The sequence below is a fragment of the Desulfovibrio sp. genome (assembly GCF_019422935.1).
Classification (GTDB): domain Bacteria; phylum Desulfobacterota; class Desulfovibrionia; order Desulfovibrionales; family Desulfovibrionaceae; genus Desulfovibrio.
Map to the genome: position 1 here is coordinate 695,189 of NZ_JAHZCJ010000001.1, position 22,869 is coordinate 718,057.

Here is a 22,869-nt window from a genome sequence, read left to right on the forward strand (position 1 = left end):
TGTGGCATGGATGCAGAGGGCCAAACCCCATTCGCGCAACCCATCGCCTGCATGGCGTTCAGAAGCCGCAAGTGCAGACACCGCAAGTGCAATGCAACCGGCGACCAGCATCACGAACATTGTTGGAATATGAAATTCCACTTTGGCTCCAAATTTACCTGATAACAAACGGGAAATATATCTGGTGGGATTACTTATAGTAATAAAAATATATCATCAATCAAATTATATAATATTGCAAAGAACGGCAACAAGATTGTCCTGTTACCTAAACAATTATTAATAGTATTTTTTATTTTGCGATAGCAGTGTCACGGCCATTTGGGCAGCGTGTTGTTTATACAAAATAAGAGCGGACCCCCTGTTCAGGAGATCCGCTCTTGTTTTATACGTATTTATGATGCAGCTATGCGTCAGTCTAGGGTAAAAATAGACTTGAAGTCTACATTTTCTTTCCACTCAGGCTGATTGCGCTTATCAAAAATCATGTCGCCAAGCACAAGAAAGTCCATTTCTGTACGCATAAAGCAGATATAGGCATCCAGGGGGGTGCAGACAATAGGTTCGCCGCGCACGTTAAAGCTGGTGTTGACTACCATGGGGCAGCCTTGCTCACGCCGGAACGTGTCTATCAGCCCCCAGTAACGGGGATTTGTGCTGCGCGAAACGCTCTGGATGCGGGCAGACCAGTCCACATGCGTGATGGCCGGAACCGTGGAGCGTTGCAGATACAGCCTGTCGTAGAGCGGCAGCTCGCGCACGTTTTCCGGCAATTGCGTGCGGTGCTTCTGCGCCACTGGGGCGCATACAAGCATGTAGGGCGACTTGGCGTCAAGATCAAACCATTCGGCGCAGTATTCTTCAAGCACAGAAGGCGCAAAGGGTCGGAACCCCTCGCGAAACTTGATCTTGAGGTTCAGCTTTTTTTGCATTTCTGGTCTTCTGGGGTCGCCCAGAATAGACCTGTCGCCCAAGGCCCGGGGGCCATATTCCATACGGCCCTGAAACCAGCCAACCACAGCGCCGTCCGCCAGATGCTGGGCCACCGTGGAGTAAAGTTCTTCAAGGTTGGTGTATTCAGTATAGGGCGCGTCAAAACGGCGCGCGACCCGCAGAATGTCGTTGCGCGAAAACTCTGGCCCAAGATACGAGCCTTGCATGGCATCAATACCGTTGGGAGATGGACGCTCGTTGCCGCCCCAGATGTGCCAGGCGGCCTGCGCAGCCCCAAGCGCGCCGCCAGAGTCGCCGGAGGCGGGCTGAATCCACACATTCTTGAAGATGCCGCTGCGTATCAGCAGGCCATTGGCAACGCAGTTCAGGGCCACGCCGCCCGCCATAACCAGATTGTCGCAGCCGGTCAGCTCGCGGGCTGTGCGGGCCAGCTTGAGCACGATGTCTTCCGTCACCTGCTGGATAGCCAGCGCCAAGGCCATATATTCCTGACCGATTTCGCTTTCCGCATCGCGTGGGGGAATACCCAGCAGCTTTTCCCACTTGTCGCGCTTGTACATGCGCAGGCCGGTGGCATAGTCAAAGTACTCCATGTTCAGCAGCAGGGAGCCGTCTTCGCGAATGTCCACAAGGCTGTCGCAGATGGCCTTTTTGAGCCTTTCCACAAGCTCCATGTCGCCATCGCCGTAAGGCGCAAGCCCCATGAGCTTGTATTCGCCCGAATTGACCTTAAAGCCGCAGTACGCAGTAAACGCAGTATAGAGCAGGCCCAGCGAGTGCGGGAACTGCTGTTCTTTGAGAATGCGGATGCTGGCGTTCTCGCCAAGGCCAATGGTTGTGGTTGCCCATTCGCCAACGCCGTCAATGGTCAGGATGGCGGCCCTGTCAAAGGGCGAGGGATAAAAGGCGCTGGCAGCGTGCGAAAGATGATGCTCCGGAAAAAGCATCTTGGGCGAGCCGGGGCCGAGCTTGGCTATGGCCTCGCGCAGCATGGAGCGCATGAAGAGCTTTTCCTTGATCCAGACGGGAATGGCAGAAAGAAAGCTGCGCAGGCCAGCCGGGGCAAAGCCGTTGTAGGTTTCAAGCAGGCGCTCGAACTTGAGGTAGGGCTTGTCGTAAAAAGCTACAGCCTCAAGATCGGCAATATTCAGCCCGCCCTCGCGCAGCACATAGGCGGCAGCATGGCTGGGAAATCCGGAATCGTGCTTGATGCGTGAAAAGCGCTCTTCGTGAGCGGCTGCCACAATTTTGCCGTCCACCAGCAGCACGGCTGCGGAGTCGTGATAATAGGCAGAAATGCCAAGAATGGCTCTGGGCATGAAGGCTCCCATGTGTCGTCGGCGCCGGGTGCGCCTGACCAGATGCTGTTAAAAAACAGAATAAATAAAGGGCGCTATGGCCGAGCCGCTGGTCATCACCACAAGCACGCCAAACAGCAGCAGAACGAGCACAAGGGGAAGCAGCCAGAATTTTTTGCGCTGCATAAAAAATTGCAGCAGGTCTTTCAGAAAATCCATTGATATCTCCTGAAGGAACAAATCCTAAAAAGGATGTTCCAGGTCTTTTGCTTCAAAGGTATGGTCGCGCGAAACAAAGGTGGAATCCGTGTTCTTTTTCCAGCCCTTGCGGCGCATGGGGTCATGACCGAAAAGGCGCATGACAAGCGCCAGCGGGGTCACCACAATAAAAAATATGACGCTCAGCAGCAGTCGCGACATGACGGAGCCAAGCAGCAGGGAAAGACCCAGCCAGAGCTTTGCCACGGGCGAATACACGCGGGGCCAGATCATGCCCGCCAGCAGCAGCCCCAGAGCAAGGGGCAACAGGGTGAGCGACTTGGTAAACATGACGGCCAACAGACATATCAATGTCATGGCCATAGCGGTATCGGCGCATTCCTTGTTGCTCACGGCAGCAGGCAAAAAGCCGAAATGTAGTTTGCGGTGTTGCATCAGTTTCCTCTTGCAGCGGGGGATGATTGCAGCGCGGCGCGCACGTATGGCTCAAGAATGTCTGCGGCAACAGCGTTGCCAAAGGCATTCCAGTGCTTGTCGCAACTGAAATACAGGTCGGGGTATTTGACGCCGCGCGCAAGCATGGCAGGCATCAAGTCCACATAGGTCGCACCGGTGCGCCCGGCCAGTTCGCGCAGCATGCGGGCAAGGGGCGGCTCCTTGCCGTCATAGTGTTCAAAATCCTGATAGGCAGGAATGGTGAACAGAATAACCTTGCGGTTGCCCGCTTCGGCAACAAGCTGTTCAATGGAATAGCGCATGATGTTCCATTCGTTCTCGGGCACAGAATAGTACATGGATCCGCCCGAAGGATCACCGGTATTTTCAGGTGTCCAGCGGGGGACAAGCTTCATGTTTTCAATCTTGAAATCATTCAGATAAATAGCAACCCGGTACAGACAGCTCCATTCCAGCAGGGTGAGCTTGAAGCTCTTGGCCAAGGCCTGAACTTTGGTCGGTTGGGGCAAGTTTTTAACCGGGTAAAAAAGCTTGTAATCAGGATAATCGCCAACCAGATATGGGCGGTAATCGTCCGTGTCCTGCGTATAGTAGAAATCCAGGCTGTTATCTTCAAAATCATTGCGGGGCAAAATGCCCAGCAGAACAACATCATGCCTGAATTGTTTAACCAGATGCTTGTATTGCAGCCATTCCTGAATGGTGCCAAAACCTCCGGATGTGCCGAAATTAAGCACTTCCTTGCCGGTCGAAGCCTCAAGCAGGTTGGAGAGCCTGTCTTCCGATCTGTTGCCCCATCCTTCAATAAAAGAATCGCCCAAAATAACCACGCGCGGCTGGTCTGCATCCTTGGTGCGCTCCTTGTCGCGCATGCCAAAGGCGTTGGAAGTGTACTGGGCCGTGAAGCAGGGTTTTTTGTGCAAATATGTGGATGATGGATGGTGCCATACGCCAAAATGCTCGTCGCTGAACGTCCAGAACTTGCTGTTAACGTTCACCAGACTGTAAGATGGCATCTGAATGTTTGTATTTATATACTTGATGTAGAAATAGGATGCCACCTCAAGCATGGCTATCAGCATACATAGAAAAATCAGAAGTCTTTTTAGCATAAAGGAGTGGTTGAAAGAAAGTTTCGGGGGGCAGGCGTGTGGGTTTCCTCAACGAGGCAGCACCTGAGAAAAAGGGCCAAAGCTTAAGGCTAATCAAGTAGACCATATATGCCTGCTTTGCCAACTTTTCAAGCACGGTTTTGCGGGGGCAAAAACTCTATATCCCCGTAAGGCGCGGCCTGCGGTGCCTCACTATGTAATCAGAATTGAAAATAACCGCACAAAAATCCGTTTTTGCAGGATTTTGTGCGGTTATTCAATCTTATGCAGGTGCGAACAGATGAAGTTTTTGCCCGGCTATCTGATTTCACGTGTGGTGTGGAATGTTATCTGCGGCCATTCTTCAATAATCCGCGAGAGCCGCCATTCACTGCTGGAAAGGATGGCAAGGCAGTCGTCCCCATCGTAGGCGAGGTTTGACTGCTGGTCGGATTTAAAAGACTCCAGCGCCGCCCGGTCACTGGAGGTTATCCAGCGCGCAGCAGAAATGGGGCAGGGCTCGTACAGGGCAATAACGCCGTATTCGGCCTTGAGCCGGGCAATGATAACGTCAAACTGCAGCACGCCCACTGCGCCAAGAATGTGAGAGCTGTCTGTGATCGGGCGAAAAACCTGAATGGCCCCTTCTTCCGCAAGCTGTTTCAACCCTTTGGCAAGCTGCTTGGAGCGCAAGGGGTCAGCCAGTTGCACGCGGCGAAAATGCTCGGGCGAAAAGTTGGGAATACCCGTAAACTTGAGCACTTCTGAGGTTGTGAGCGTGTCGCCGATTTTCAGCGTGCCGTGGTTATGCAAACCGATAATGTCGCCGGGCCATGCGTCTTCAACGCCTTCACGGTCTTGCGCCATAAAGGTGATTGCCCGCGAAAGCTGCACCTCTTTGCCGATGCGGTGGTGCTTGACCTTCATGCCGCGCTCGAACCTGCCGGAACATATGCGCATAAAGGCAATTCTGTCGCGGTGGGCGGGATCCATGTTTGCCTGAATCTTGAAAACAACGCCGGAAAAATCTTCCTCCAGCGGATTGACCACGCGTTCGCCCGTGGCGCATTCCGCCACGCGGGGGATGGGGCCGGGGGCAAGACGCACAAGAGTATCGAGCAGCTCCTGAACGCCGAAATTATTGACCGCACTGCCAAAAAACACAGGTGTCTGCTTGCCCTTGAGGTACAGTTCCTTGTCAAAAGGAAAGCCTGCTCCTTCCAGCAGATCAATCTCGGTGCGCAGTTGCTCGGCGGCGTCTTCGCCAATCAGTTCGATAAGTTGCGGATCGTTCAATCCGTTGATGACCAGAGCTTCCTTGGGTCGGGAGGTTTTTTTACCGTCCTCCGCGAAAAAGCGGATGGCCTGCCGCTCAATGTCGTACACGCCCTGAAAGCTCTTGCCCATGCCAATGGGCCAGGTCATGGGCGCTGCCTGAATGCCCAGGGTCTGCTCGATATCGCTCAAAAGGTCAAAGGCATCGCGGCCTTCGCGGTCAAGCTTGTTGATAAAGGTCAGAATGGGCGTGTCGCGCATGCGGCACACTTCCATGAGCTTGCGGGTCTGCGTTTCAACGCCCTTGACAGAGTCAATGACCATGAGAGCGGAGTCCACAGCCGTGAGCACGCGGTAGGTGTCTTCTGAAAAGTCCTGGTGACCGGGCGTATCAAGCAGATTGATGATATGATCGGCGTAGGTGAACTTCATCACCGAGGATGAAACGGAAATGCCGCGCTCGCGTTCAACTTCCATCCAGTCAGAAGTGGCATGACGCTGGGCCTTTTTGGCTTTGACCGCGCCCGCCATCTGGATGGCCCCGCCGAACAGCAGCAGCTTTTCCGTGAGGGTTGTCTTGCCTGCGTCAGGGTGGGAAATAATGCCGAAAGTGCGGCGTCTGAGCGCTTCGCGACTCATGGCCGATGATATGTTTGTTTGCATAAATCTGCCTGGAATTCAGAGGTCAGGAGTGTGCCGGGGGTCAGAATCCGGCTGCATAGCGGCGCAAAGGCCTGCCGCAAATAAACGATAGCTGGCTGGTTGCGCGGGCTTGGGCAAAAAAGTGGCACGGCGAATGCCGTGCGTTTGCACTGCGCAGCAACCAACAGCATCCACACCGTGAGGACAAAATCTCACGAAACACAGCGTGGGCCGTGCATTTGCCAAAACGACAAGTTAACCACTTACTTTAAGGCAGTCAAACAGTTTGCATAGGGTGACTGCCTGAATTGCAGATACCCGGCAGCAACATGAACCGCAGGTTCAGCAGATTACAATCTGTGAAGGGTGTTGCGCACAGCTCCGCATGCTGGATTTTCTGGCGCGTTTTGATGGATGTTCAATCTGCACGCAACATGGCAACGAGGTCGCGCAGTCTGTCCCTGATGCTCATAAAGGCTTTGACCACATCCGGGTCAAACTGGCTGCTGGTGCCTTTGATGATTTCGCGGCAGGCCTCGTCAAAAGTCTTGGCCTGGCGGTATGGGCGCGATTGCAGCATGGCAGAAAGGCTATCCGCAACGGTGATGATGCGTGCGCCCAGCGGAATGTGGCCACCTTTAAGCCCTTGCGGGTAACCGTTGCCGTCAAAACGTTCGTGGTGGGCGCGCACCATATCCACAATGCCGCAATCCCGAAGGCAGGCTATGGGAGCAAGAATGTCGGCCCCCATGTCTGGATGCTTGCGGATTGCCAGCCATTCTTTGGGAGTAAGAGCGGATGTTTTGGCCAGGATGTCGTCAGGAACACCAATTTTGCCAAGATCATGCAGGTGACCAGCCACATGGATTATGTCGGCAGCCTGGTGCCCCAGGCCCATTGCAAGAGCCAAAGCCTGCGAGATGATGGCAACCTCTTCTGAATGGGCGAGGGTATAGGTATCCTTGGCGTCTATGGCCTTACCCAGTGATTCCGCAAGCTGGTGAATGATTTCTGTCACAGCAGAGCTGCAGGGGACGAGTTTTTCGTGGCGTGTGGCGTTTTCGGCAAGGTTAAGGCGAGAATGGCACAACATTACATATCCTTATGGTTGGCGAAACGCGCCGCTTACATTCAGATGTGCGGGCAGGGTTGAGAATACTGTTCAGGTGAGGTCACGGATTAGCAGGTTTGAAATTTAATTTCAATGTCAAATTAGCCGTATTCATAAAAATTTGCAATGCAGATAATACACGCAATAATTAAAAAACAATATTCAATAACAGAGTGTTATGAAAATATAACAATCAATAATCTGCGAGGCATACCTTGCAGTAACAGCAGTTTAAAATGCAAAACAGGGCCGCCCTCGTGGAGCAGCCCTGTTGGTCAGGCAATGCGCGTCCGGCTCTGGCCGGGGCGAAACTTATTCTTCAATCCAGCTTCTGGCCCGCTCCACAGCGCGGTGCCACTGGTGCAGCAGTTCTTGGCGACGGTCTTCGGGCATGTTTGGCTCAAAGCGGCGGTCAAGCTTCCACTGGGCGCAGAGCTGTTCTTCGCTTTCCCAGAAGCCCACCGCCAGACCGGCAAGGTAGGCCGCGCCAAGGGCGGTTGTTTCCGTAACCATGGGGCGCTCAACAACAACGCCGGTGAGGTTGGCCTGGCACTGCATGAGCATGTTGTTGCGGCTTGCGCCGCCGTCCACGCGCAGGGTGGTCAGGGGAACGCCCGCGTCTTTCTGCATGGCCTCCATGATGTCGAGGGTCTGCAAAGCAATGGATTCTATCGCCGCCCTGGCAATGTGCCCGCGGTTGGTGCCGCGCGTGATGCCCACCATGGTGCCTCGGGCGTACTGATCCCAGTAGGGAGCGCCCATGCCCACAAAGGCTGGCACAAGGTACACGCCGCCGTTGTCCGGCACGGTGATGGCAAGGCTTTCCATTTCAGAAGAGTCGCGGATAAAGCCGAGGCCGTCGCGCAGCCACTGCACCACAGCGCCGCCCACAAAAACGCTGCCTTCAAGGGCGTAATAACGGCCCTTGGGCGTTTCCCACGCCACGGTGGTCAGCATGTTGTTCTTGCTTTCGCGGGCCTTGGTGCCCGTGTTGAGCAGCAGGAAGCAGCCCGTGCCGTAGGTGTTTTTGGCCATGCCTTCGGTCATGCAGGCATTGCCGTAGGTAGCGGCCTGCTGGTCGCCAGCCACGCCCGCGATGGGCACAGCCTGACCAAAAAATTCGGGATGGGTCTGCGCCATAACGCTGGAGGAAGGGGCCACCTCGGGCAGCATGGCGCGCGGCACGCCGATGATTTCAAGCAGTTCATCATCCCACTGGCCGGTGTGGATGTTGAAAAGCAGGGTGCGGCTGGCGTTGGAAGGGTCGGTCACATGCGCGCCGCGCTTGCTGAAGTTCCATATAAGCCATGTATCAATTGTGCCAAAAAGCAGCTCACCAGCTTCGGCCCTGGCGCGCGCGCCGGGTACGTTGTCGAGTATCCAGCGAACCTTGGTGCCAGAAAAATAGGCATCAAGCACGAGGCCGGTCTTCTGGCGAATTACCTCAGCCTTGCCCGCAGCGCGTAGCTGATCGCAAAAGCCAGCCGTGCGGCGGTCTTGCCACACAATGGCATTGTATACGGGGGCGCCTGTGGCCTTGTCCCACACAACTGTGGTTTCGCGCTGGTTGGTGATGCCCACGGCGGCCAGTTCGTTGCTCTGCACGTTGGCGTGTTTCAGGCATTCCTTGGCAACATGCGACTGCGTGTCAAAGATTTCATTGGGGTTATGTTCAACCCAGCCGGGCTGGGGGAATATCTGGGTGAATTCCCGCTGCGCAACCTGAACAATATTGGCATCGCGGTCAAAAAGAATGGCGCGCGAGCTGGTTGTGCCCTGGTCAAGAGACAGAATGTATTTATGAGCCATATAATCCTCCGAAAAGCATGGTTGGTGTTTGTTGCCGCAACGCGCAGGAGCTTGGAAACCAGTACGCTGCTGGCAGCACGGAGTTGCTCAAAACGGTCTAAAGCAGACCTATGGCCTTGCCCACAACATAGGCAAGCACGGCGCCGACCATGGGAGCGCACACTGGAATCCAGGCATAGGCCCAGTCAGAAGACCCCTTGCCCGCAATTGGCAGCACCGCATGCGCAATGCGGGGGCCAAGGTCACGGGCGGGGTTGATGGCGTAACCGGTGGGCCCGCCAAGGCTGAGGCCCAGAGCCCACACAAGGATGCCCACCATGTAGGGGCCGTAACCAGAAGGCAGGGTGCCGTTGTTGGTGTGGAAAATGGCGAAGATGCCAAAAAGCAGCATGAAGGTGCCGATAACTTCGCACAAAAAGTTCTGACCGTAGCTGCGGATGGCAGGCGCGGTACTGAAGACCGCCAGTTTCAGGCCGGGATCTTCAGTGGGGGCCCAGTGGGGCAGGTAGGCAAGCCAGACAATGGCAGCGCCGGTGAAACCGCCGGCGATCTGCGCCAGCATGGTTACAAAGGCTTGGCTCGCGCCGTAGACGCCCAGCATGGTCTTTGCAAGGGTCACTGCGGGGTTAAGATCAGCCTGGGGCGCGCCAAGCGCCACCGAGGTAAATACGCCGAGCATGACGCCAAAAGCCCAGCCCGCCGTGATAACAATCCAGCCGCCGCCGTTGCCCTTGGAGTCTTTAAGCAGAACGCAGGCAACAACGCCAGCACCAAAGGTAATCAGAATCATCGTTCCAAAAAATTCACCAAGAAGATTAGTCATTGGCATTTCCTTCACAAGTTGTTGATATGGCTGCAAACCTTTTTGTTTGTTATCTCCTGTTCCAATAGCTTGCGGGTAAAGATAGGGGGGACTGCTTGGCGCAATTTTCCTTTCTGCTTGGATGCTTAAGGCTCTTGGATATTTGGGTGTCGTTTACAAATCGTGCGTATCTGATGCAGATTGAGCCGGAGCATCACAATTGGTTATGTGTTTGTAAGGAATACTAATTCTATATTCGATATATAATGAGATGGAAAAAAGATTGCAAGTACATTGCAATTGTTACATTTGATAAATGTTATCATTAACACATGGTGGCTATTTAAGATTGCTTTGCCATATATCTGTCAAAAAAGTAAAAGGCCGCCCGAAGGCGGCCATGAACAGCGAAAAGAAAAGGCGCATCAGCCGTGATTTTTCATGTCGCGTATTAGCCCTTGCAGTGCAGCCGTCTGCTGGGATAGGGCATCCACGGCCTTGCTTGCGTGATCCATAGCCTGCGCAGTTTCGGCAGAAATAGTTGCGACCTGCTCAACGGATCTGTTGATTTCTTCGCTGGTTGCCGATTGTTGCTCACTTGCAGCGGCAATTGCCTGGATTTGATCGTTAACATGCTCCACATATTCAAGTATTTGCCGCAATGCATCGCCAGAACGGGCAGAGAGCGTGGTTGCTTCTTCAATGGCTGCGCCCACGTCTTCCACATTATCAATATTTTTTCTCGTGCCCTGCTGAATGCCGCTGATGGCGTCCCCAACTTCACGGGTGGCTGTCATGGTCTTTTCTGCAAGTTTGCGCACTTCATCAGCCACCACGGCAAAGCCCCGGCCTGCATCGCCAGCCCGGGCAGCCTCAATGGCGGCGTTGAGCGCAAGAAGGTTTGTCTGGTCGGCAATATCCGCAATGACGTTCATGATCTGGCCAATGGCTTCAGCCTGTTTGCCCAATGCCCCCATATCCTGCTTTATTGCCGATGATTTAGCATGAATGGACTTGATGTTCTCAACAGCGGTGCTCACAATCTGCACGCCTTCCATAGTCTGTTTTTGAGCGTTGCCAGAAACGCCTGCTGCGAGTTGGGCATTTTTGGCGACCTCAAGCACTGTCGCATTCATTTCTTCCATGGCTGTGGCAGTTTCGCGCACGCGGTTTGACTGTTCATCCGCCCCGCGGCTGGATTGGGTTATCTGCGTGGAAAGCTGCTCCGCAGCGCCAGAGATTACTTCAACCACTTCTTCAAGTTGCTGCGCTGCCTGCAACATGCCCTCTGCCTTGGCCCTTTCAGCCATCAGCTTTGATTGCTGGGCTTCGGCTGTTGCCTTGCGGGCGGCTTCGGCTTGTAGTTCTGCCTCAGCCTGCCGCGTGGAAGCTTCAGTGAAGCTGTCGTTGAGTTTGTCGCGCATTTCGCTCATGGCGGCGAACAGACCGCAGTTTTTACGGCTGCCGTGCAGGCTCATATCCACTTCAAGGTCGCCATGGGCGATTTTGCGCGCCACTTCTGCCACATCGGCAGGTTCCGCTCCAAGCTGCGTCATGAATGACCGGATTGTAAAAAATGCCCCAAGCGAGCCAGTAATAATTGAAATCCCGGTCAGAACCCATTGCAGGATCAGACTTGTGGCAAGCTCGTCCTTTAAGGTGCCCAGGTTGTGGCTTGCCACGCCAGTCTGCTCTTCAATAAACGGTTCCAGAGCCGTTGTGAGAGCTTCTGTGGCATTGTCGAAATCTTCCATGAGTTCGTTGCCAGCCTCAATGCCCTGATTTATGTAAGTATCAGCCATCTTGCGGCCTATCGCGTACATGGCGTCAAACGACTTGACCAGCGAGGCTAGCCTCTCCTGTAATTTTTTATTGTTCTCAAGAGCGAATTTGTTTTTGAATTTCTCTGCGTGTTCATGAAAGGCATCCGCAGCTTCTTGCGCGTCTTTGTAGCCATCAGGGTTGTGCGTTGCGGAAACGTCAGACAGGAATTGCTGCACCTGCACTGTTTGCAGCTTCATATCCGCTGCCAGCATGGCCAGCGGCATGCTTTCATCGGCCGTTGTGTCGGCAAGGTTGTCGGCCTGGCTCAGGTAGTGGCGCATAATCAAGGCGCTGAGCAGCATCAGAAAGAAAATGGAACCAAAGCCCAGCCAAAGCCGGGTCGCTACTTTTAACTGCATGGTGCGCCTCCCCCAAAAGCATGAAGTTGATGGCCCGCAGCAAGTGCGGACAAAATTATTACACAATTATAAACTAATGAAATTGGCATGTTAAATGTGGTAATGATTTTCGCAGCTGCCATGAACCACGGAGACTGTTATGCCCCGCAAATCGGCCTGGAATGCAGATGAGGGCATTCCAAGCATTTTGGTTATAAACAGCCTAATGCGCCTTGCGTACTGTGTCCATACACTGCGGCGTAAAAATATTGCTTATTGATTTCAAAATCTGCGGGATGTGAGTGCGTAATATTTGCTGCACTGACGCAAAAAGGCCGCCCGGTGATGGACGGCCTTTCGCAATGAAAGATTACACTCAGGAGCTTCAGCCCTGATTTTTCATGTCGCGGATTAGCCCTTGCAACACCTGCGCCTGCTGCGCAAGGCCATCAACGGCATGCGCTGCATTTTCCATTGTCTGAGCCGTTTCGGCAGAAATGGTTGCAACCTGCTCAACAGACTTGTTGATCTCCTCACTGGCGGCAGATTGTTGTTCGCTTGCAGCGGCAATGGCCTGAACCTGATCATTTACCAAATGAACAAGCTCAAGAATCTGCTTAAGCGAATCGCCGGAGCGAATGGAAAGTTTGGTAGCCTCTTCAATGGCGCTGGCGCTCTGTTCCACATTCACGATATTTTTCCGCGTTCCGGCCTGAATATCGCCAATGGCACGGCCCACCTCCTGAGTGGCAGACATGGTTTTTTCCGCCAGTTTGCGCACTTCATCCGCAACAACGGCAAAACCGCGCCCGGCATCGCCCGCCCGGGCGGCTTCTATGGCGGCGTTGAGCGCAAGCAGGTTGGTCTGGTCGGCAATGTCGGCAATAACGCCCATCACCTGCCCGATACTTTCGGCCTGTTTGCCCAACACGTCCATATCCTGGCGTATGGCAAGCGATTGCGTGTGCACCGACTCAATGCCCTTGACCGCATCGTTGACAATCTGTGAGCCCTCCAGAGCCTGTTGCCGGGTCTGATCTGCAATGCCGGCGGCCTGCTGCGCATTTTGGGCAACTTCGCGCACGGTGGCATTCATTTGCTCCATGGCCGTGGCGGTTTCGCGCACGCGGCCAGACTGATCGTCAGCTCCGCTACGGGATTGGTCTATCTTAACCGCAAGATCCTGCGAAGCACTGGAGACAATTTCAACCACATGTTCCAGCTGGCTGGCAGCGTGGAGCATCCCTTGGCTTTTGGCGTTCTCTGCTAGAGCTTGCGCCTTTTGGGCTTCTGCAAGGGCTTTTCTGGCTTCTTCGCGGTCATGCTCAGCTTCAGCCTGAGCGGTGGAAGAAGCCCTGCGGTAAGCAGCCAGATTGTCTGCGGTGCTGTTCAGCGCGAGAGCCAGGGTGCTCAGGCTGGCAAAATTTTCGGCAGCGAGACGTTCATCTGACTGCTGGGCGCCAAGGGTAGAGGCAAAAGACACACATTGGCGCATGGCGCGCAGGTCTCTGTTTGTCAGGAAATATCCTGCGCAATACACAAGACATATGGCAAAAATAAATTCGATCCACATCAGGGTGCGCCGCGATGCGATGTCATCATTCATTTCGGCCATGGCTGTTTCAGCAAGGGCGGTAATATTTGCGTCAAATTTTTCAAAATGTTCGCGGAATGCCACGGCATAGGGCGTGGCTTCTTTTTCATATGTCTTGTAGGTGAGGTAGCGTTGGTCCGCGGGCATATCCTTTAAGGGAGCAACGAGGCTCTGCCCATTGTTCATGAATGCAATGGCCGCCTCATGAGCTTTATCCGTCAAAGCTTTGGAGTCTGCGGGCAGCTTGAGGGAGGAGAGTGTCGCAAAGTGCTTTTTGACGGCGGCAATGGCTGTGTCTATTTGCTTGAGGTCTTTATCAATATTGCTGCCAAGCATGATGTTTCTAGTTAATCTGCTAAAATAATTTATATTTTTCGTTATTTCCAGGGCAATAATCCTGCCTGCGATGGCGGTATCGCGGGTGTGGGCATATTTGATTTCAATATTGTTAATTGCCTGCAAAGAAAAGCAAAATAGCCCGGCCATGGCTATGGCCCCAACCGAAATAGTGAGGATAAATTTTCCACGCAACGTATGCAGTATCTGGCTGATCAAAACGGCTCCTTAGGCAATTGTAGTGACATATCTGGGCTGAGCACAGCGCAACATGCTGACAAGACATGTCGCAACAAGCGCTTGCTATTTATTGTTTTGCAGCAAACAGCGGTATCAATGGTAGTAGGGCTGCAATTTTATTTTCGGAATTTATGTTACAATGTTTATATTTCATAAATATAAATATTTTTTTCACATGCTGACGTTCATGAAACGAACAAATGTTAATAAATATGATACCAGATAATACTTGCTTTATAAAGAGTGATACAATTTACTGTAGTAATGTTGATCCTATTGTTTTTACAGTGCAGTGCGCTATAATAAAAATATGATTATCTTGTTTTTGAATTGATTGCTGCTATCTTGATAGCGTTCATAGGGCTTGCTGTTCTAAAAATATCTTTTAAAATTGTGATTCATACTTTTAGAATATTTTGAAGAATAGATACCGCGTAATAATTTTTTTTGAACTCTTTTTTTGAATGCATAATTAGGCGTAAACATGAAAAAAATTTTATCCGATAAGAAAATTCCTTTGAGTCTGTCTCAAAGTATAGGCGCATGTCTTGATTCATGACAATTTCTATGGTTATAACTCATATAACAACACTAATTTCTTACTGTAATTGTATTGTTAAGATTTATTTTAATTGCTTTCGATGGACATCGTACTAGGCATATATGATTTTTTGCCATTATCGTGGCATGAAACAAAAAAGTATTGGAATGGATATTGCTAATGATTTCAGGCAGGCAAAAAAAGAAAAATCTGACAGGCAGCGAGATGGTCATGAACAGACATAGACTTATGAGTATCTTTCGATTTGATACGATCAGGGGACGTATTCGCGCCTATACCATTGCCATTGTCTGCATTCCAATCACCATTGCGGCACTTTTTTTTGTTTTTTTTCAGCAAGAACGCCTTATCGAGCATGAAAAAAAACAGCTTGCCGAAATCCTGGGCCAAAATAAAAATACAATTGAAGCCTATGTGAACGTATGCTTTCAGGATGTTTCATTTTTGACAAAGGTTATTAAAGCGCACAGATCAGATATGGAGAGTGCTGCAAAAGAATTTAGCGATTACGATGAAAGCCACACGGGCATTGCAGCAGCGGTATTTGTCAATGCACAGGGCATTTCAGAAATTGATTCTATGGGCAAACCAGGTTTGTACGGCGGAGACAGGTATTATTTTAAGCAAGCAATGATGGGCCGCAGTGCAATTACTACAGGAATCAATGGGCGGGTTTCCGGCAAACCCGTGTGCATGTTTTCAATGCCTGTGACTAACCAGGCCGGGGAGTTTGACGGAGTCGTATTTCTGTCCATTTTCGTGGGCGATCTGGACGCTTGGCTGCATGGGTCTTTTGTTCCTGACAAGATGGGCCTGATACTGTGCGATGCCCAAGGAAACATCCTTGCTCCCCACAGGGCAGTTGCAAGCAACGCAGACGATGCTGCAAAGCAACTCCCCTTGCAACTTATGCAACTTGACGAATCAGGTCAGAGTTTTGTGAACGATCAGGGCGTGCGCATGCTCGGCGCTTCTGTTGCTGTCGGGAATGGTGGATGGCGGCTGGTGTATTTTCGGTCAGTTGATGAAATCCTGGCAGGATATCGCTGGCTTACAATTTTTGTCGGCCTTGGATCGTTGTGCGCCATATTGCTCATGATGCCACTGATGCTGCGTTTTTCCCGCAGTATTGAAGCTCCACTTGAGGAGCTAACGGCCTATGCGCTTGAGTTGCGCAAAAATAATTACGAGGCAACAGGGCAGTTGTGTGACCAGCAAAATATGCCCAACGAACTCAAAATTCTGTTTGACGCATTTACTGTAATGAGTTTCAGGGTCGCCAGGCAGATCAAAAAGGCCGAGGCCGTGAGCCAGAAAGATGCGCTCACTGGCCTGCACAACCGCCGTTTTTTGCAGGCAATGGGCACGGAATTTCTTAAAAAAACGTATTCAGCAGGCCAACAGTGCGCTTGCCTGATGCTTGATATTGACCATTTCAAAAGTATCAACGACACCTTTGGGCACAATGTAGGCGATATGGTGTTGCAGCACACTGCGAGGATAATCAATGCCAGCGTGCGCAGTGCGGACCTCCTTGCGCGTTATGGTGGCGAGGAGTTTGTGGTTCTTGTTGCCTGCACGGACGCCCGGCAAGGCGAAGAGCTTGCCCACCGCATACGGCATGCGGTGTCAGCGAATCCCTTGCGGCATGACGGCAACGAGCTTTTGGTAACAATAAGCATAGGCGTGGCGCTGAGCGCAGATATGGCGGACATGGCCGAATCGCCAGAATCCGCCGAGGCATCGCTGGCCGTCATGCTGATCCGGGCAGACAAGGCCCTCTATGCCGCCAAGGAAGCAGGGCGTGATACCGTGGTAGTTGCAGGCTAAGACGGCAAGCACAGCTGCGCATTGTGGAACGTTACGCCAATCAGGCCAACCCTTTTGTTGATCAGCCATACTGCGTTTTTGCAGATTAAGCGCCGGATGGCAGGCAGGTTTTGCCGCTGATTTTTTGAATAAGTTTGTCGAGCGCCCCCGCCTGGAATGCGAGCTGTTCCACCGCAGTTACAGACCGTTCCATTCCGCTGGTTGTTTGATCTGCCACCCCGCTGACTTCATTCAACACATGGTGTATTTCTTCACTTGTTGCCGACTGTTCTTCAACAGCGGTCGCAATGGAGCGCACCTGATCAGTGGTTAAACCAGCCAGTTCCAGAATTTCATGCAATGCCACGCCGGATTGGTCCGCCAGTTGCGTTGCTTCGTGCACGGCTAAAGCGGCATCTCCCATGCCTTCAGCAGCCTTGCCAGCGCCAGATTGAATGGCGGTTATGGCAGAGCTGACTTCCGCAGTTGCCCTCATGGTTTTTTCTGCAAGCTTTCTGACCTCATCGGCAACTACAGCAAATCCGCGTCCAGCCTCACCAGCTCAGGCTGCCTCGATTGCGGCGTTCAAAGCCAGAAGGTTGGTCTGATCGGCAATATCGGTAATGACATTCATGATCTGCCCGATGTCGGCCACCTGATCGCCAAGGCCGCTGATGTCTTTCTTCAAAATGTCTGTTTGCCCCTTCACGCGGCCAATTGCTGCGACAGACTGTTGCACCGTAGCCGCACCTTTCTTGGCCTGCTGCATGGTTTTGTCTGCCTGCAGGCTTGCGTCGGAGGCATTTTGGGCAATTTCCACAACGGAGGCGTTCATCTGCCTGATGGCCACAGCTGCCTCAGCCGTGCGGACGTGCAAGGTGTTCATGCCCTTGCTCGTTTGCTCTACAACCGTTGAAAGCTCCGCTGCTGCCGTTGAAACCTCCCCGGCAATGGATCCGGCCTGTTCAGCTGTTTCGCAAATAATCCTGTTTGATGTGAGCAGTTTTTCCTCCTGTTCCCGGAGCTCTGTGAGGACTGTAAACTGGACAAAACAACCAATAAACGCTGCTGCCGGATCATATATGGGGGTGGCATCAAGTTTTATGAAAAATGCTTTGCCTTTTGCATCGTGACCTTCAAGTGTGCGGCCAGGGTTTGCCTGTTTTTCTTTGAGCGCGGTGAGTATGTCGCCTGATATTTCTGGATTGTGGCGGAAAAAATTTGTTACATGAGCTTCAAAGTGCGTATCGGCCCTTTGTTCCATAGCCAGAAAATCACACAAGAGCTGATTCAGATATGTGATGCGGCCTTCCTGGTTAACCACCAGGCAGGGGGTGGCAACGCCGCCGAGTATTCCCTGCACAAATCCAAGCTTTTCCTTGAGTGCCGTCACCATCGCTTCAAGGTCTTTTTTCAGTTGATTAAGTTCGGCGGTGCTGCCGTCAGCCTTAAGAATTGCGTGGAGGTTGCCCGCCGCAACCGCGTTGCTATACGCCACCATGCCCCTGATAGTGCGCGTAATGCCGCGACCCACCAGATATGCCACCAGCGAGGCCAGTACCAGCGCAAAGCCCGTTGCCAACAGCATGGTTACGCGTTTTGTTTTATAATCATCGATGCGCACAGCAAGTAACACATCCAACTCAGCGGCGCACACCTCCCAGTAGCGAAAGGTTGCATCAAATGCCTTTTCGCCTGTGGTCATAAACTCACGTTGAGATATTGCTGCCCCAGCCGAAATGCTGTTGAGCATTGCAATAAAAGGTTCCGTGGCCGCTTTATAGCTTTCAAGCGCCGCCTTAAGCTTGGGCGCAAGCGTAGGGCTGACTCCATAGAAATTGGGGTCTTCGTTCAGGGCCGTCTGTGTGTCAGCCAGAATGCGGGAATAGTCGGACTCCTGGAGCATTGCAGCAAACGTGTGGAACTGGCGCCGTTCGGTTTCTCCAAGTTGGGATCCGAGCAGGGTCGCGTTGCCAAAATCAAGGATCGACGCGATTCTACGCTGGGTCTGGGGCAGCGTGAGCAGGGTCATATCCATTGTGTAGTAGCTGTCCAGATCCGGATCAAGAATCAGGTTCGAGGTATCGCCGCAGTGAGTAATCATGCCCGAAACATCTTCCAGCAACTGGGCAAGACCCTCTTTGAACGCGGCGGCATCATTCTGCCTGCTTTTCAGTTGCTCCCACCGGCCTGCAATAGCATCTGGAAAAAGGTGGGAGCGACCACGAGCATTCAAGCCATCAGCGGTGAATTGCAGGTCAGATCCATGCAGCCTGTTTGCCGCCTCAAGTTCGGCAAATGCCTGATCAACCTTGCGCTGGCCATCTGGCTGTGTTGCTTTTGGCAGATACTCCAGCAGATGTTCCAACGGGCGTTGGAAAGAGTTACCCTGGGTTTCCAGACTGCTGAAAGATATTTGCGAATTGATGTTGGATACAGAGATGTAAAGCAAAACGCCCAGAGGCAATACAAAGGCTATTCCAATAGACGTCAACTTCCCGGAAAGTTTGATGTTTCTTAAGGCCATGATAACGGTGCTCCAGAGTAAAGTAACCACACCATTCTGCCTTGTGGATAAGCACTGGCAGAACAGTTGGGCATCAAGTGCAAAAAACGCGGAACAGGCAGAATCGTACATTGAGCGCGTACGTATCTTGTTGCACAGCGTTTTTTGAACTGTTCTTTAATCTGCCCTGAAAGGGGGGAGGAGCAGAGAACGACTTATTGGCACAGACGCTCTGGCGCACTGTAACACCTATAATTGTGCACACCGCCGCATCAGGTCCAATAAAGTTCACCCAACTCCGGGGGGAGGAGCTCTGGAGTGGCAAATCGTATGTAAACTTGCTGTATTCTTTTATCCCAAGTTGTATATGTTCTGCAAGCAGTAGTGCCCTGGCATATTTTTGATCAAATGCAGTAGCATGACGCGTTGGGCTGTAAGATTAATTTTTTTAAATGATTTTTCAAAGTGATATGGTTATCGGCGAGAGGTTATTATGCGATTGATATTACCATGATGTAATGATTGCGTGTGTTTATGAAAAACGCATGCTGGCTGCAAACAGCCTGTTGTAGCCGGGCCTTGTGCTCAATTCAATATAGTCATTTTTTTGAGAAAGCTCCTCCATTGCTTTGCGTGCATGATGCGATGCAAGCGCCATACAGGTGCCTGAGCGTGATGTGTTGCCAAGAAAGTGCACCCGGTCTTCAAGGCATTGGGGGATGATGCCGCAGGCCGTGGGGCTCTTGCCGCAAGGGGATTCTTCCAACCTGAAAAAATGAGGCTTTCATAGCCCCATCCTGATGGCCAAGTTAGGAGAACTGTAAGCTAATTGTCCTGAATGCAAATGATTGCTCTAAAACTTAGGGCAGAGGCCAATTTTTTGTTTAGAGCTGGCATAGGTGATTTTACTCAGTGTGATCCGTGCGCTCCATATGTACTGCAAATTCTAGCACAGAAACGCCGCCGCCATTGTCATTGTCATCAAGGTATTCCCTGCCAGGTACATCTGGTGGAACATTACGGCCAGATAGACTGCTTCCCTCAGTAGTCACCCCCAGTTCAAACAAGCGGGATTGTGATTCTACTTCGCCAGACACAAAAAAAGTGCTGCTGCCTGATCCGCGTTCTTCAGAGTCATCCTGTGATGCTCTTCCCATAAAAGCAGAATGTTTATGTGCAGTGATCGCAGTAAGGTCTTGAATGACTTTATTCCAGCCTGTTTCAGCATTGTGAACATCTGTGTTGTACGACTTGCCAGAGGTTCCAAGGATGAAATTAAGCAAATCAGTTGCAAAACAGTAATAATGCGATAGGATGGGTAATGATGGATGTGCAGTCAATAGTTGATGACGGCAAAAATATCTATTGTGGAATCTTTCAGAACAAGTATGACACTCTTCGCATTGATCTGTATTCTCTGTGGATATTAGTAAATATTTAGCCGCATTGTATAAATCTGGCCCTTGTAGGTGTCTTCGTTTTCCATTCAAATGTCGTGACGCGCGCGTGTATTCAAATATGGGCCAATTCGCATAGAGATGATGCTGATTTTTATTATCCGGAAGTGTCGGGATTCTATCCACTTTTTTGGCCTGCAAGAGCATTGCACGGTGATCTTGCGGCTGGCCATTCAGGTATGCTGTCCGTAACAACAGGAGATCACCAAGTTCTACAGACTGTGGCCTTGCCTCAGGAAAATTATCTACCTTCACAAATGGCTGTGCATGCACGAATACGCCACCAGTTTTCACAGCGTTACCATTAGAAAGGGAAAGCCTGTTGATAAAATATGGCAGATACCAAACCAGATTCGCAACTAGCTGAGGTTCATGCTGATTTGGCCTGCTGAACGCTTCAAGCACAGCCAGAAAAATATGTTCCAATAATCTTTTCTTATCTTGCCTGTTCATAACAATAAATCTCCATACTAAAAAATATTATAAAAATAGTTAGTTATAGAATTATTTCTCATTGATAATTTTCTCGAACATCAAACATCCATTTTTTTGAGATATTCTTTCAACGCCACAGCATTATTTATTTCTGTAGCTTTAGCGGCGTAGAGCAGTATCACGGTCGGATTCTGGCGAAGGATGGTCAGCATCTGCCCAACTACAGCCGGGGCGGCATCAAGCTCGGCGAAATAGCGCTCCTTGAATTCTGGCCATTTGGCTTCATCGTGGGCAAACCACTTGCGCAGGTTGTCTGATGGGGCGATATCTTTAAGCCACACATCCCACAGGGCTGCGCTTTTGGAAATCCCCCGGGGCCACAGCCTGTCCACAAGAACCCGTATTCCTGCTGGCTCGGCATCGTGTGTGTATACGCGGCGCAAAATGATGTTCATGGCAGGTAATCCTGTTGGAGTGACGGCTTTTCTAAAATTGCGCAGCGTGAGGGACAATGCAAGTCAAAATAGCCAGTGACTTACTCGGTAGATTCCTTCGCCCGCAAGCGGATGGATGGAAAGAGGTTTGGGCAAGGATGCCCGCATTGGGAGTGTAGTTGGGAGATTATGGTGGTGTGCCGTGGATTTGCGGCGCTCTGCGCCGCGGTTAAATGAAAAATCCTGGAATGATTATAAAAGTTGACAGACCCGGCGGTTCCGCGTAGATACACCTTTCGCGTCGGGATGTAGCGCAGCCTGGGAGCGCACTTGAATGGGGTTCAAGGGGTCGAAGGTTCAAATCCTTTCATCCCGACCAGAGATTTAAAGGGAATTCATGGAAACATGAATTCCCTTTTCTCGTTTGTGGCGATGAAGCTCTATTCAAAATATGTAACTCCATAAATTTTTAAGCGAATCCATAGTCTTTTAACAGGATTAACATTCAGCCCAAATGCGAATTTCGGAAAATTCTGAGTAGATCCTATTGCAAAAGCACCTACAAGACGCCCCCCAGTGCGGCATTTAATTTCGCAAATTTGATTATACTCCATATTCTCTAATGTGCCTCTTATTTCAATATCATAGTTGTCGCATTCTGACGCGCATTCACCAATCCAAGGGATTGACTCAAACTGTCCATCCTCTTTTATAAAGCCATAGTTTCTTATGGAGATAGGTCGAAAGCTTTTACTAACTATAAACATTGCATCTCTATCATCCATTTCTGGACGATAAGAATCAAACTTAATGATAAATTTGTCTCGTTTTTCAAAAATTTTTTCATATATAACAATTACACCACCTATAGCAGAAATAAGAATTCCAAAATCCGACAGATTCATCATAGGCAATACCTGCAAGGGAAATAGTGAGCTTTTGAATATTCAACTCAGTTCATTCCTGTCTGAGATTGTAATGAACTTCATGCCTTCATGAACTTTATTAAATTTCAGAACCAGATGAAAAATTTGATATTTTACCGCTAATTCCTGTTTCTAACTTAAAATATGAGTCGTTACCCGCTGCAAGCGCTCGCGATACTGGCCTGTGTGCATCTCTATATGCTCAAAGTAGCCTTCAACAAGAGTCCGTAGAGACTTTGCCCCATCCGGGCGCTGCCACATATTCTCAAGGGCCGTGGCGGGTATTGCCCGCATTATGTGCATGAGCATCCAGTTATATTGCCGCCAGAACTTTGCCATTTCTGCAAAATCACAGCCGTCATACTGCTGAACAGTCACAAATATTTCCGCGTCATATGGGGGAAACTGTTCAAGGTTGCCCGATATCAAGCGGGCAAACCGCTGATGGTTGTTGGCAGCAGAATCCACAAGATGGCCGACAATTTCCGTAAGCGTCCATGCGTCTGCCGCCACCCGCACATGCGCGAGGGCTGGATCTGTAGACTGTAACAGCGCATCAAAGACATCAATTATGTTTTGTCCTTTCTTCAGGTCCATGACATCTCCAGTGACAGGGTTGCGACAAGATACTTTATATTATTTATCCATCGATGTGGTCAACCGAAGCCAAGCGTGGTTATTGCGGCAACAACACATAAATAAATATCCCCCGGCTTAGCCGGGGGTTTTTCATATGCGCCTGTAAGGCTCT

The 22,869-nt window shown here is 51.1% G+C and carries 16 protein-coding genes, 1 tRNA gene and 1 pseudogene; 2 read left to right on the forward strand and 16 right to left on the reverse strand.

Annotation, left to right across the window (positions count from 1 at the left end):
* Positions 1 to 413 precede the first annotated feature (413 nt).
* The 10 genes from QZ383_RS02990 to QZ383_RS03035 form a co-directional block, all read right to left on the reverse strand.
* Positions 414 to 2,273, reverse strand: a complete 1,860-nt coding sequence (locus QZ383_RS02990) for a carbamoyltransferase (RefSeq protein ID WP_291442886.1) — start codon at positions 2,271 to 2,273, stop codon at positions 414 to 416.
* Positions 2,274 to 2,321: 48 nt separating this feature from the next.
* Positions 2,322 to 2,471 carry a DUF5989 family protein gene (locus QZ383_RS02995; protein WP_192111728.1) on the reverse strand — a complete coding sequence of 50 codons (150 nt, stop codon included), beginning with the start codon at positions 2,469 to 2,471 and terminating at the stop codon, positions 2,322 to 2,324.
* Positions 2,472 to 2,495: 24 nt separating this feature from the next.
* Complete coding sequence (locus QZ383_RS03000; RefSeq protein WP_291442888.1) at positions 2,496 to 2,906, reverse strand: SxtJ family membrane protein; 411 nt, start codon at positions 2,904 to 2,906, stop codon at positions 2,496 to 2,498.
* Positions 2,906 to 3,943 carry an SGNH/GDSL hydrolase family protein gene (locus QZ383_RS03005; protein WP_291442890.1) on the reverse strand — a complete coding sequence of 346 codons (1,038 nt, stop codon included), beginning with the start codon at positions 3,941 to 3,943 and terminating at the stop codon, positions 2,906 to 2,908. The genes QZ383_RS03000 and QZ383_RS03005 overlap by 1 nt, the downstream gene beginning before the upstream one ends.
* A gap of 393 nt (positions 3,944 to 4,336) precedes the next feature.
* Positions 4,337 to 5,956, reverse strand: a complete 1,620-nt coding sequence (locus QZ383_RS03010; protein WP_291442892.1) for a peptide chain release factor 3 — start codon at positions 5,954 to 5,956, stop codon at positions 4,337 to 4,339.
* Positions 5,957 to 6,353: 397 nt separating this feature from the next.
* Positions 6,354 to 7,028, reverse strand: a complete 675-nt coding sequence (locus QZ383_RS03015; RefSeq protein ID WP_291442894.1) for an HD domain-containing phosphohydrolase — start codon at positions 7,026 to 7,028, stop codon at positions 6,354 to 6,356.
* A gap of 330 nt (positions 7,029 to 7,358) precedes the next feature.
* A complete protein-coding gene (glpK, locus tag QZ383_RS03020) occupies positions 7,359 to 8,855 on the reverse strand; it encodes a glycerol kinase GlpK (RefSeq protein WP_215646572.1) in 1,497 nt (498 codons plus the stop codon).
* Between the two features lie 97 nt (positions 8,856 to 8,952).
* Positions 8,953 to 9,678, reverse strand: a complete 726-nt coding sequence (locus QZ383_RS03025) for an MIP/aquaporin family protein (RefSeq protein WP_291442898.1) — start codon at positions 9,676 to 9,678, stop codon at positions 8,953 to 8,955.
* Positions 9,679 to 10,082: 404 nt separating this feature from the next.
* Entirely contained in the window at positions 10,083 to 11,840 is a 1,758-nt protein-coding gene (locus QZ383_RS03030; RefSeq protein WP_291442900.1) for a methyl-accepting chemotaxis protein, read from the reverse strand.
* A gap of 364 nt (positions 11,841 to 12,204) precedes the next feature.
* A complete protein-coding gene (locus QZ383_RS03035) occupies positions 12,205 to 13,749 on the reverse strand; it encodes a methyl-accepting chemotaxis protein (protein WP_291442902.1) in 1,545 nt (514 codons plus the stop codon).
* 1,012 nt (positions 13,750 to 14,761) lie between these two features.
* Here QZ383_RS03035 and QZ383_RS03040 point away from each other — a divergent pair.
* On the forward strand, positions 14,762 to 16,381 hold the full coding sequence (locus QZ383_RS03040; RefSeq protein ID WP_291442904.1) for a diguanylate cyclase: 1,620 nt from the start codon (positions 14,762 to 14,764) through the stop codon (positions 16,379 to 16,381).
* 85 nt (positions 16,382 to 16,466) lie between these two features.
* Here QZ383_RS03040 and QZ383_RS14465 read toward each other — a convergent pair.
* The 4 genes and pseudogenes from QZ383_RS14465 to QZ383_RS03055 all read right to left on the reverse strand — a co-directional run bounded on the left by QZ383_RS14465 (position 16,467) and on the right by QZ383_RS03055 (position 21,213).
* Positions 16,467 to 18,998: pseudogene (locus QZ383_RS14465) on the reverse strand (methyl-accepting chemotaxis protein).
* A gap of 400 nt (positions 18,999 to 19,398) precedes the next feature.
* Positions 19,399 to 19,632, reverse strand: coding sequence for an ASKHA domain-containing protein (locus QZ383_RS14470; RefSeq protein ID WP_365860894.1), 234 nt, complete (start codon positions 19,630 to 19,632; stop codon positions 19,399 to 19,401).
* A 139-nt stretch (positions 19,633 to 19,771) separates the two neighbouring features.
* Positions 19,772 to 20,776, reverse strand: coding sequence for a hypothetical protein (locus QZ383_RS03050; protein WP_291442906.1), 1,005 nt, complete (start codon positions 20,774 to 20,776; stop codon positions 19,772 to 19,774).
* Between the two features lie 80 nt (positions 20,777 to 20,856).
* Complete coding sequence (locus tag QZ383_RS03055) at positions 20,857 to 21,213, reverse strand: DUF488 family protein (RefSeq protein WP_291442908.1); 357 nt, start codon at positions 21,211 to 21,213, stop codon at positions 20,857 to 20,859.
* A 281-nt stretch (positions 21,214 to 21,494) separates the two neighbouring features.
* Between QZ383_RS03055 and QZ383_RS03060 the strand changes: the two genes are divergently transcribed.
* Positions 21,495 to 21,571 (forward strand) — tRNA-Pro (locus QZ383_RS03060).
* A 61-nt stretch (positions 21,572 to 21,632) separates the two neighbouring features.
* On the opposite strand, the gene QZ383_RS03065 is transcribed toward QZ383_RS03060, so the two are convergent.
* Positions 21,633 to 22,100: a hypothetical protein gene (locus QZ383_RS03065; protein ID WP_291442909.1), complete on the reverse strand. Its 468-nt coding sequence runs from the start codon at positions 22,098 to 22,100 to the stop codon at positions 21,633 to 21,635.
* A gap of 150 nt (positions 22,101 to 22,250) precedes the next feature.
* Entirely contained in the window at positions 22,251 to 22,715 is a 465-nt protein-coding gene (locus QZ383_RS03070) for a DinB family protein (protein ID WP_291442910.1), read from the reverse strand.
* Positions 22,716 to 22,869 lie beyond the last annotated feature (154 nt).